The sequence below is a fragment of the Clostridium sp. DSM 17811 genome (genome assembly GCF_018861905.1).
In the GTDB taxonomy this organism is placed as follows: domain Bacteria; phylum Bacillota; class Clostridia; order Clostridiales; family Clostridiaceae; genus Clostridium_AD; species Clostridium_AD frigoriphilum.
In genome coordinates this window covers 1-9,997 of sequence record NZ_JAHLDU010000053.1, presented here as the reverse complement: position 1 = coordinate 9,997, position 9,997 = coordinate 1, and the positions used below count along the sequence as shown (strand labels likewise).

The following is a 9,997-nucleotide window of genomic DNA, read 5'->3' as shown; positions in this document are numbered from 1 at the left end:
AATTAATCTGCGCCAACTGTTAAGTTGGTTAGCAAGCTCATTACATACTTTTTAGTCTTACGACTAAAATATTACTTTTACTAAAGTAATTGACTGGTTAAAATAAAATATCATTTCATTTCTTTACCTATTTCTCTGTTTAATTTTCAAAGACCAATTTACTTTGTCATCATGTGACGACTTCTACTATTCTATCAGTTGTTTAATCATTTGTCAATAGTATTTTACTTTTTTTAATTAAGTTTTTTACTATCTTGATTAATGTTTCATTGCAAAACAGCAGCAACATGTAATATCTTATCATAATTATTTTTATCCGTTTTATGGTATATATTATTTAAGACAACATAAGTACATAATAATCTTATTTTCTTACTTATTCTACGTTTCTCTCATGTTGATACACTAGGACTAGTATACACATCTATTAACATAAATTCAAAGTTTGCACTATAATAAAAAAGTATTTTTGCTAATATCCACTGTAATCAAGATATGATTTGAATTATATTTAGTTAATTAAATATTTTTCACTTTATAAAAAACCATGTGATCTCTCCATTCGCCATTAATGTATAAATATTTTTCACTTATACCAAGTTCCTTAAATCCACAATTTTTTAAAACTCTTTGTGACTTTTCATTATTTATCAAAGTACTAGCTTCAACTCTATGTAATTCTAATTCCTCAAATGCATATGTTACTGCAAGCTTAACAGCCTCCTTCATATATCCCTTATTTTGTTCTTCCTCATCCATAGAATACCCTATAAAGGCATTTTTAAAAACACCAATAACTATATTCGATATTCTTATTTTCCCAATAAGTTTCTTAGCCTTATATATTCCAAAATTAACACCACTACCATTTAAAAACTGTTTATAACCCTCTGTTAAAGTACGTTTTTGATTGTCTAGAGTATAAAATGTTTCATCCCTAACCGGTTCAAAACAACTCAAATATTTTCTATTCCTTAAATGGAACCCTAATACCTCCTGCGCATCCCCTGGAGTCAATGCCCTAATACTAATATTCCTACCTTTAATATCTAAATCTCTCCTTATTGAATTCTTATTAAATCTAAAGGCGTTTATACCAAACATCACCTCTGATTGATAATCGGATTTATTTACCACACTATCAGTTATTATACCCTCTAATTCAAATCCTAAATCAGTAAAAGCACTTACATTTATATTCTCATCAGCAATGACATTCACTTTATTTATCCCCATGTTTTTAAACAAAATATTCAGCATGAGATTTAATGTGTCTTTTAAATACTCGTAACTTCCATTGGTATGTTTATGAAATTTCAATCTAAATTGGCAAAACTTGTTTTCTTTATCCAATTCAACTATAAATATTCTTCCTAGTATAATATAATTATTATCTTTTATAATATAATCTCTCTCGTTGCCCTTTAAAGCTTCTAAATTAACATACTTACCTTTGTTCATTTTTAACCCCTTTGTCTACAATAATAGTAATTTAGATCATAAATATATTCATTAACAAAAATAACAAAAGGTGCTTAAACTTACACCCTTGTTTTTTCTCCTAATAAAACTATTAAATACTAACCTTTTTTATTAAATCCTTAATCACTTCACCACCAATTATCATTCCTGCCACTGGTGGAACAAAAGATATACTACCCGGGATCTGTCTTTTCATAGCACATTTCTTTGAACCCCCGGTACATACACAACCTTCTTTACATGTTATAACCTCATCTGACTTTGGTTTTATAGGGACTTCCTGTGAATAAACTACCTTTAATTTCTCAATATTTCTCTTCCTAAGTTCCTGCCTCATAACCCTTGCAAGCGGGCATACTTTTGTATCATAAATATCTACAACTCTAAATAAAGTTGGGTCTAATTTATTACCTGTTCCAAGGCAACATATGATTTTGATGCCCCGCTTCGTGCAGTACTCAACTAAAGATATTTTTGAAGCTACAGTATCAATAGCATCTACTACATAATCTGTATCTTCAGTAATTATATCTCCCATATTATCTGCTGTCACAAATGTTTCATAAGTAATAACTTCACACTTAGGATTTATTTCGAGTATTCTATCCTTCATCACTAAAACCTTGCTTTTACCTATAGTTTTATGTGTAGCATGTATTTGCCTATTTAAATTTGTTAAACATATTGTATCATCATCTATTAATACTATTTTTCCAATGCCTGCCCTTACTAATGCTTCGACAGTATAACTTCCAACTCCGCCTATTCCAAATACTACTACCTTACTCTCTTTTAACTTGTTTAGGCTATCCATGCCTATAAGTAACTCTGTTCTTGACAATGCATGCTGTGGCATATGTTTTTTTCTCCTTCAAAATATATTTTATCGTAAATGTTTTATACTTTTATTACTTTCGTATTTATTAATTAATAATAATTTGATATCCTCATCTAATTATACCCCAAATAGTTATAAAGACCACGCATATGCGTGGCCTTTATAACTATTTGAACAGTTCATTTTTACCATCACATAAAATTATAATTCGTGTACAAATATTCCACTTTGTAATTTCGGTTCAAACCAAGTTGATTTAGGAGGCATCGTTTTACCTGCATTCGCTATATCTATAAGATCGTCCATAGTTGTAGGACACATAGAAAATGCAACTTTCATATCACACTTAACTCTTCTTTCAAGTTCTCCAAGCCCTCTGATACCACCGACAAAATCAATTCTAGAATTTGTTGTTGGGTCATCAATTCCTAAAATCGGATCTAATAAATTCTTCTGCAAAATTGATACATCTAATCTTTCTACTGGATCCTTCAAATTAAAAGTTCCTTCTTTAGCCTCTAATTTATACCATTTTCCCTCTAAAAACATTCCATATGTCCTTTGTACTTCTGGCTTAAATTGACCAATACCATCAAAGGTCGTAATATCAAATTTCTCAGAAACTTTATTCATAAATTCATCGAAAGAGTTTCCAAACAAATCTGCAACCACTCGATTATAGTCCATTACATATAAATCATTGTCTGGAAATATAACCGATAAGAAGTAATTAAATTCCTCATCACCAGTATAGGATGGTTTATCTTTTCTTCGCTTTAATCCGACTTTGACAGCTGAAGCTGATCTATGATGTCCGTCGGCTATATATAAATAATTGGTCGCCGCGAATACAGCTGATAGTTTATTTATAATAGCTTCCTCATTAATAACCCAAATGATTTGTGACACACCATCTTCTGATTTATAATCATATAATGGAGATTTTGTTTCAGTCCAATTTTTTACTATACTATCTATTTCATTTTTATGTCTATATGTCAAAAATATTGGACCAGTATTACAATTTGTATAATCAACATGATTAAATCTATCAAGCTCTTTATCCGCTCTTGTTAACTCATGTTTTTTTATTGTGTCCTTTATATAATCATCTATTGATGCACAAGCAACTATACCTGTTTGAGACCTTTCATCCATTATTTGTCTGTAAATGTACATGCATGGTTTTTCATCTTGAACATACACTTTATCACTAATCATCTTTTGAAGATTTTCTCTAGCCTTTAAATAAACTTGCTTATCGTGTACATCTATACCTTTTGGTAAATCTACTTCTGCTTTATCAACATGTAAGAATGAATAAGGTTTCCCCTTTACCATTTCTCTGGCCTCTTCACTATCCATAACATCATAAGGAAGCGCTGCTACTTTTTCTACTAAATCTAATTGTGGTCTGTATGCTTTAAAAGGCCTTACTATAGGCATAATTGTTCCTCCCGTGATCAATCATTTTATTTAAAAAAGCTAATAATAATTTCCATTATTTCAGTACCTATTCTTGTTTGAGCTTCCTTTGTAGCAGCCCCTATATGTGGTGTTACAGAAACTTTTGGATGATTAACTAAAGCTTCATTTTTTGTTGGTTCCTCAACATAAACGTCCACACCAGCTCCTGCTAATTTACCATTGTCTAATGCTTCTACTAAAGCAGCTTCATCAACTACTCCACCTCTAGCACAGTTAATTAAAAATGAGCCATCCTTCATCATTGCTAATTGATCTTTTCCTATAGTAGCTCCACTCTCTTTAATAAATGGTATATGCAATGATACATAATCTGATTTTTTTAATACATCATTTAACTCTAAGTACTCATACTCATCAAAACCCTTAGCTTTCCCTATTATATCTGTATATATAACTGTCATACCAAGCGCAGATGCTTTTTTTGCTAACTCCTTAGATATTCTTCCAAATCCTATTAGCCCTAGTGTCTTACCGCTTATCTCTACACCAGTATATTTTTTCTTATCCCACTTGCTCTGCCTCATAGCTACATTCGAGATATTAACAAATCTTGATATCGCAAACATATGTGCAAGCGCAAGTTCAGCAACAGATGCACTACTTGCATTAGGCGTATTAGTGACTTTTATTCCTTTTTCCTCGGCATATGCTACATCAATGTTATCAACGCCTACTCCCCCACGAATTATAAGCTTTAGTTTTCCTGATTCTGCTGCTTTATCAATTATTGGCTTTCTAACCTTTGTTGCAGACCTAACTACAATTACATCAAAGTTTTTTAATTCTTCACCTAAAAATTCTGGTTCATAAAATTTTTCAACAACTTCAAATCCTTTATTTTTTAACTCCTCAATTGCATCTTTTTCCATACCATCAGTAACTAATACTCTAATCATTATAATCCTCCTCTATACATAAAATATTTTACATCACATTAAAGTTAAATTAAGAATGAAAAATCACAATATAATTTTTCATTCTTAATTTTTTTATTATTTATTAAAGTCCTAAAATATCATTAATTATTGCAAATAAATCCTTTACTTCTTCTGGCGTAGTTTCAGCCATATGGGCAATTCTAAATGTCTTATCTTTTAACTTTCCATAACCATTAGAAATCATAAATCCTTTTTCTCCTAATTTCTTGTTTAAATCAGAAATACTAATTTCTTTTGTGTTTTTAATAGCAGTTACTGTGTTTGACAAAAAGTTTTCATCAGGAAATATTGCGAAGTATTTTCTAGCCCATTCGCGAACAACCTCAGCACCAGCTATATGCCTAGCATATCTATTCTCTAATCCTTCTTCTAATATCTTATCTAATTGATAATCTAAAGCAAACATATGTGAAAGAGATGGAGTAGATGGATATTGATAATCCTTCTTTTGTATACACTCATATAGTCCTAATAAATCGAAATATACTCCTCTGTTTGTAACTTGTTTAGCTCTTTCTACTGCTTTTTTTGAAAATGTACAAATAGACATTCCTGCAGGTAATCCTAAACATTTTTGAGTTGAAGTTATACAAATATCAATCGCCCAATGATCTACTTTTACTTCTGTTCCAGCAGCATTACTCACCGTATCCACGCATACTACAACATCAGGATACTTTTTATAAACTGATGAAAGATCTTCCATATTGTTCATGAGCCCTGTTGAAGTCTCATTCATAGTAATAGTTATTAAATCATACTTCCCGGTTTGTAATACTTCCTCAATCATTTCTTTAGTTGTTGGCATTCCCCATTCTGATTCAAACTTATCCGCCGGTACTCCATTCGCAGTACACATTTGAAACCATCTGTTTCCAAATGCCCCAACTGAAAATATTGCTGCCCTTTTTGCTGTACATGAACGAACAGCACCTTCCATTAGTCCACTTCCTGAACTAGTTGAAAGTAGTATTTCTTCTTTAGTATTAAATACTTTTCTCATTTTATCACTTATGTTTCTTTGTAATGTTGATGCTTCTTTACCTCTATGTGATATTTGAGGAGTAGCCATTTTTTGAAGTACATCTTCTGCTACTTCTACTGGTCCCGGTATAAATAATCTTTTATGCATATTCAACCTCCAAATTTTTATTCATATTTTTATTGTTATTGAATTATAACACTTATTTTAACACTTAAGTATATGTTTCTCAATGTAATAGGAACAAAGATTATAATTATGTCACTTAATATTATATCAAAATTGTATTCATTTACATATAATATTCAGTTATATGTATAAAGCCTATAAAAGCAATAATATTTATGCTACCTAATTGAGCCACATATAACAAATTAAATTTGTTATATGTGGCTAATACTAAAAATCCTATTTGGGAATATGCTATTAAATCATCTCCTGCGAAATCGGAATATTAACCTTGATCTAATCCAGCTAAAGTTTTATCGTACAAATTAATTTCACACTTATCACTTTTTAAATGCTGGCAATTGTCACAACTTTTACTATATGCATTACCTATTGAAGACTGAAATCCTGTCCCTATCGAGTCATACCCATTACAACTATTTGCTACATGTGTCATCTGTTCTGTATTTGGCATAATATTAAACCTCCTAAAATTTAAAATTTAGTTAATGTATATTTATTATTTCCCTAACTTCATCAAATAAACCCTATGCACATTTTTATTATTCAAATTGATTTTTAAAATTTTAAATAAAAAAAGCTACTAAAACATAAACTGTTCTAATAGCTTGCGTATGTTATTTTTTATCATTTAAATAACACCTGAATATTTTATTAATGAGTTTCCCACCAATAATCTTTTATATTAATTATAGATTCAGTTTCTCTACAATACTTTGTAGTTAAACACTGTCTTAAATTTCTTGGACATCTTTTACAAACACAATCCGTTACTTCGCCATTACACTGTTTTGTTAAAGCTTCAGGACAATGAATACAATTATCTCCACCTACAGCCATTTTATCACCTACCATTTTAGTTTAAATTATTTTATCAATAGTTTAAATATTATTTTCATTATCTTCTGTTTTGTAAATCGTTCTGTACTTAATCATTATTTCATTTAATATATCTGCTACTATCGGTGGCGTATATGTGATTGCATTGGCACCAGCTTTTATAGTTTCTCTTATAGTTTCATTATTCGGGCCTCCAGTTGCAATTATTGGAAAATTAGGATGTTTTTCTCTTATTTTGCTAACTATATAAGCCGTTTTTTTAGCCCCTGAAACATTAATTATAGTAGCTCCTGCTCTTATTCTCGCCTCTATGTCTTCAAATTCTGATACAACTGTAACTATTATTGGAATATCTATAGTTTCTCTTACCTGTGTTATAACTTCATTAGATATTGGACTATTAACAACTATACCCATAGCACCTTTAAATTCAGCATCTAATGCTAAATTTGTTACTCTCTTCCCAGTGGTAATTCCTCCTCCAACACCGCAAAATACCGGTACATCAGCAGCAAGTACCAAGGCTTCCGTTATTATAGGCTGAGGGGTAAATGGATATACTGCAATAATTGCATCAGCGTTTGTATTTCTTATAACAGCTACATCTGTAGTAAAAACAAAAGATTTTAACCTTTTACCAAATATTACAATTCCAGTAGCATCTCTAATAGCCGTTGGTAGCTCTATCATGTGTCTCCTCAAATTTCCTGTTATCTGAGGCGCTTTTTGATACATAGTTTTTTCTTTAACTTCTTTTTCCATTTTAATTTCTCTCCCCTCTATTTGTTATCCGATATTTAATCACTTTTACTTTATATCGCATCTATAAGCCTTTTCACCAGTATAATTAATCTCCTTTAATAATTTTCTTACAACTCTCTTACCTATTTCATCTTCAGTCATTTCACATATAGCATCATCTATGTTACCCCAATCAGCCCAATCAACTTCAGGCGATTTCTTTATATTTCCTTCAACATAGTTAGCCATAAATGTTAGCATTATGATTTCTTTAGAAGCTAGATAATCACTCCCCAAATATTTAATTTTTCCAACAGTTATTCCTGTTTCCTCTTTAACTTCTCTATATACAGTCTCCTCAACAGATTCTCCATTAGTTACATATCCCGATACTAATACCTTTGAATTTTTAAAAGTATAATTTTGTTTGAGAAGTAAGATTTCTTTACCCTTCATAACTGCAACTACTACACATGGTTTTGGTGTGTCAAAATACATATTATCATCAATAGGGCAATATGGAACTGCCCCTTCATCCCAACTATCTTTTTCAATTAATTTTGTTCCACAAATTGGACAATATATAAATTTCAAATTCACCCTCCTCTTAATGCCTATGTTATTAGTTTAATCCTATTTAGGCTTTAATTCAATTAAAACAAATATCAATAAACCTCTTAGTAATCTTATAAATCATAAAATAATCTCAACAGATTTGCTTAAAGTTATGTAATTTTCACCGACTTCACATTCGTATACAAAAATATCTACACCACTTTTGTATGCAAATCGTAGTGCTTCACCAAAAGCTCCATCCATATCATCATAAGGAGAAAAATTCTCTATATTGCTCATTTGAATAAGAAATAGCACTCCAGCTCCTATTCCTATTTTTTTAACTTCTATAAGTTCTAATAAATGTTTTTTTCCCCTCTGCGTAGGAGCATCTGGAAACATACTTTTACCATCTACTTCAAATGTTACCCCTTTTACTTCAAGATAATACTCTTCACCCATGTTATTAGATAGTTTAAAATCAAATCTACTATTCCCAAAAGTTTTTTCCCTCTGTATTATATTATATTTAACAAGTTTTTGTATTTTTTGCTCTTTTAACGCTTCATCAACAACTTTATTAGGAATTTGTGAATCTATGTTAATAATTTTGTTATCTTTATATCCTGCAATTAAATCATATAAAGTCTTTCTACTTGGATTAAGCTCTTCTCTTAATAAAACTTTAGATCCTGGAACTAATATTTCTTTACATCTTCCCGTATTAGGAACATGTACTATTATTTCTTTTCCATTAAGATTTACATAAGCTTCAAATCTATTTGGTCTTCTAATAAACTCTGCAATAACAACTCTTTTACTTATAATCATAAATTTATCTCCATTTTTATAAATATACACTTATTTATGAAAATAATCAACATTATCCACAATCAAAACAGTATTATGTATAAATTCTATTAATATTTTATAAAATAAAAAAGCCCTTGCTTTAAAAGCAAGAGCTTTTTTATGATGACTCCTAGGGGAATTGAACCCCTGTTACCACCGTGAAAGGGTGGTGTCTTAACCGCTTGACCAAGGAGCCCTAGAAAATTTGGTGGCTTACCGGAGAATCGAACTCCGGACACCATGATTAAAAGTCATGTGCTCTACCAACTGAGCTAGTAAACCATAATGGCTGGGATAGCAGGATTTGAACCTACGAATGCCACAGTCAAAGTGTGGTGCCTTACCGCTTGGCGATATCCCAATATTTGGTGCGTCTTAAGGGATTCGAACCCCCGGCCCACGCCTTAGAAGGGCGTTGCTCTATCCAACTGAGCTAAAGACGCATATTAAATATAATGGAGCGGGTAGAGGGAATCGAACCCTCGTAATTAGCTTGGAAGGCTAACACTCTACCATTGAGTTATACCCGCTTAATTATGGTGCAGGTGAAGGGAGTTGAACCCATACACCCGAAGGCGCTAGATCCTAAGTCTAGTGCGTCTGCCAATTCCGCCACACCTGCAAATATTTATGGTGACTCCTAGGGGAATTGAACCCCTGTTACCACCGTGAAAGGGTGGTGTCTTAACCGCTTGACCAAGGAGCCTTAAAAAATACTAAAATACTAAAATATTAGTATTTTAGTATTGACCTGGCGACAACCTACTCTCCCACAAGGTCACCCCTGCAGTACCATCGGCGCATTGAAGCTTAACCTTCGTGTTCGGTATGGGAACGGGTGTTACCTTCAGGCCATTATCACCAGATTTATCTTCAGAAATAATAATTGAGAATCTACCGTCGTTGACTACGGATATTCTATATAAATATATTCTCATCATCATTTCTATATAGAGAAGTTTTACTTTCTTTATAGAAAAGTATTCTCTCAAAATTGCACAGTTTTCGCATTATTAATATTAATTGTTACTTATGTTATCTTGGTCAAGCCCTCGACTTATTAGTATTAGTCAGCTGAACATGTTACCATGC

The 9,997-nt window shown here is 31.5% G+C and carries 10 protein-coding genes, 7 tRNA genes and 1 rRNA gene; all 18 read right to left on the bottom strand.

Going from position 1 to position 9,997, the window contains the following annotated elements:
• Positions 1–519: 519 nt before the first annotated feature.
• Positions 520–1,461, bottom strand: coding sequence for a GNAT family N-acetyltransferase (locus KPL44_RS24355; RefSeq protein ID WP_216255870.1), 942 nt, complete (start codon positions 1,459–1,461; stop codon positions 520–522).
• Positions 1,462–1,573: 112 nt separating this feature from the next.
• Positions 1,574–2,338 carry a tRNA threonylcarbamoyladenosine dehydratase gene (locus KPL44_RS24350; protein WP_216255868.1) on the bottom strand — a complete coding sequence of 255 codons (765 nt, stop codon included), beginning with the start codon at positions 2,336–2,338 and terminating at the stop codon, positions 1,574–1,576.
• Between the two features lie 183 nt (positions 2,339–2,521).
• The gene (locus tag KPL44_RS24345; protein WP_216255865.1) at positions 2,522–3,766 is read right to left on the bottom strand and encodes a DUF1015 domain-containing protein; all 1,245 of its coding nucleotides are present in this window, start codon (positions 3,764–3,766) and stop codon (positions 2,522–2,524) included.
• Positions 3,767–3,792: 26 nt separating this feature from the next.
• Entirely contained in the window at positions 3,793–4,704 is a 912-nt protein-coding gene (locus tag KPL44_RS24340) for a D-2-hydroxyacid dehydrogenase (RefSeq protein WP_216255863.1), read from the bottom strand.
• A gap of 103 nt (positions 4,705–4,807) precedes the next feature.
• Positions 4,808–5,878, bottom strand: coding sequence for a pyridoxal-phosphate-dependent aminotransferase family protein (locus KPL44_RS24335; RefSeq protein WP_216255862.1), 1,071 nt, complete (start codon positions 5,876–5,878; stop codon positions 4,808–4,810).
• 304 nt (positions 5,879–6,182) lie between these two features.
• A complete protein-coding gene (locus KPL44_RS24330; RefSeq protein ID WP_216255853.1) occupies positions 6,183–6,371 on the bottom strand; it encodes a hypothetical protein in 189 nt (62 codons plus the stop codon).
• A 200-nt stretch (positions 6,372–6,571) separates the two neighbouring features.
• A complete protein-coding gene (locus KPL44_RS24325) occupies positions 6,572–6,757 on the bottom strand; it encodes a hypothetical protein (RefSeq protein ID WP_216255872.1) in 186 nt (61 codons plus the stop codon).
• 42 nt (positions 6,758–6,799) lie between these two features.
• Positions 6,800–7,519: a hydrolase gene (locus tag KPL44_RS24320; protein ID WP_216255852.1), complete on the bottom strand. Its 720-nt coding sequence runs from the start codon at positions 7,517–7,519 to the stop codon at positions 6,800–6,802.
• A 45-nt stretch (positions 7,520–7,564) separates the two neighbouring features.
• Positions 7,565–8,092, bottom strand: a complete 528-nt coding sequence (locus KPL44_RS24315) for an NAD(+) diphosphatase (RefSeq protein WP_216255850.1) — start codon at positions 8,090–8,092, stop codon at positions 7,565–7,567.
• Between the two features lie 99 nt (positions 8,093–8,191).
• Positions 8,192–8,884 carry a DNA/RNA nuclease SfsA gene (gene sfsA, locus KPL44_RS24310; RefSeq protein ID WP_216255847.1) on the bottom strand — a complete coding sequence of 231 codons (693 nt, stop codon included), beginning with the start codon at positions 8,882–8,884 and terminating at the stop codon, positions 8,192–8,194.
• Between the two features lie 145 nt (positions 8,885–9,029).
• Positions 9,030–9,101, bottom strand: a tRNA-Glu gene (locus KPL44_RS24305).
• A 10-nt stretch (positions 9,102–9,111) separates the two neighbouring features.
• Positions 9,112–9,187, bottom strand: a tRNA-Lys gene (locus KPL44_RS24300).
• A 4-nt stretch (positions 9,188–9,191) separates the two neighbouring features.
• Positions 9,192–9,266: transfer RNA gene (locus KPL44_RS24295), tRNA-Gln, on the bottom strand.
• Positions 9,267–9,271: 5 nt separating this feature from the next.
• A tRNA-Arg gene (locus KPL44_RS24290) sits at positions 9,272–9,348 on the bottom strand.
• A 13-nt stretch (positions 9,349–9,361) separates the two neighbouring features.
• Positions 9,362–9,435, bottom strand: a tRNA-Gly gene (locus tag KPL44_RS24285).
• A gap of 7 nt (positions 9,436–9,442) precedes the next feature.
• Positions 9,443–9,527 (bottom strand) — tRNA-Leu (locus tag KPL44_RS24280).
• A gap of 9 nt (positions 9,528–9,536) precedes the next feature.
• Positions 9,537–9,611: transfer RNA gene (locus KPL44_RS24275), tRNA-Glu, on the bottom strand.
• Between the two features lie 43 nt (positions 9,612–9,654).
• Positions 9,655–9,771: ribosomal RNA gene (gene rrf, locus KPL44_RS24270) — 5S ribosomal RNA — on the bottom strand.
• Between the last annotated feature and the right edge of the window lie 226 nt (positions 9,772–9,997).

Excerpts from the sequence above, each read along its gene's own strand:
- KPL44_RS24340 (WP_216255863.1), bottom strand. The coding sequence starts at position 4,704 with ATGATTAGAGTATTAGTTACTGATGGTATGGAAAAAGATGCAATTGAG.
- KPL44_RS24325 (WP_216255872.1), bottom strand. The coding sequence starts at position 6,757 with ATGGCTGTAGGTGGAGATAATTGTATTCATTGTCCTGAAGCTTTAACA.
- sfsA (WP_216255847.1), bottom strand. The coding sequence starts at position 8,884 with ATGATTATAAGTAAAAGAGTTGTTATTGCAGAGTTTATTAGAAGACCA.
- KPL44_RS24330 (WP_216255853.1), bottom strand. The coding sequence starts at position 6,371 with ATGCCAAATACAGAACAGATGACACATGTAGCAAATAGTTGTAATGGG.
- KPL44_RS24345 (WP_216255865.1), bottom strand. The coding sequence starts at position 3,766 with ATGCCTATAGTAAGGCCTTTTAAAGCATACAGACCACAATTAGATTTA.
- KPL44_RS24355 (WP_216255870.1), bottom strand. The coding sequence starts at position 1,461 with ATGAACAAAGGTAAGTATGTTAATTTAGAAGCTTTAAAGGGCAACGAG.
- KPL44_RS24335 (WP_216255862.1), bottom strand. The coding sequence starts at position 5,878 with ATGCATAAAAGATTATTTATACCGGGACCAGTAGAAGTAGCAGAAGAT.
- KPL44_RS24350 (WP_216255868.1), bottom strand. The coding sequence starts at position 2,338 with ATGCCACAGCATGCATTGTCAAGAACAGAGTTACTTATAGGCATGGAT.
- KPL44_RS24320 (WP_216255852.1), bottom strand. The coding sequence starts at position 7,519 with ATGGAAAAAGAAGTTAAAGAAAAAACTATGTATCAAAAAGCGCCTCAG.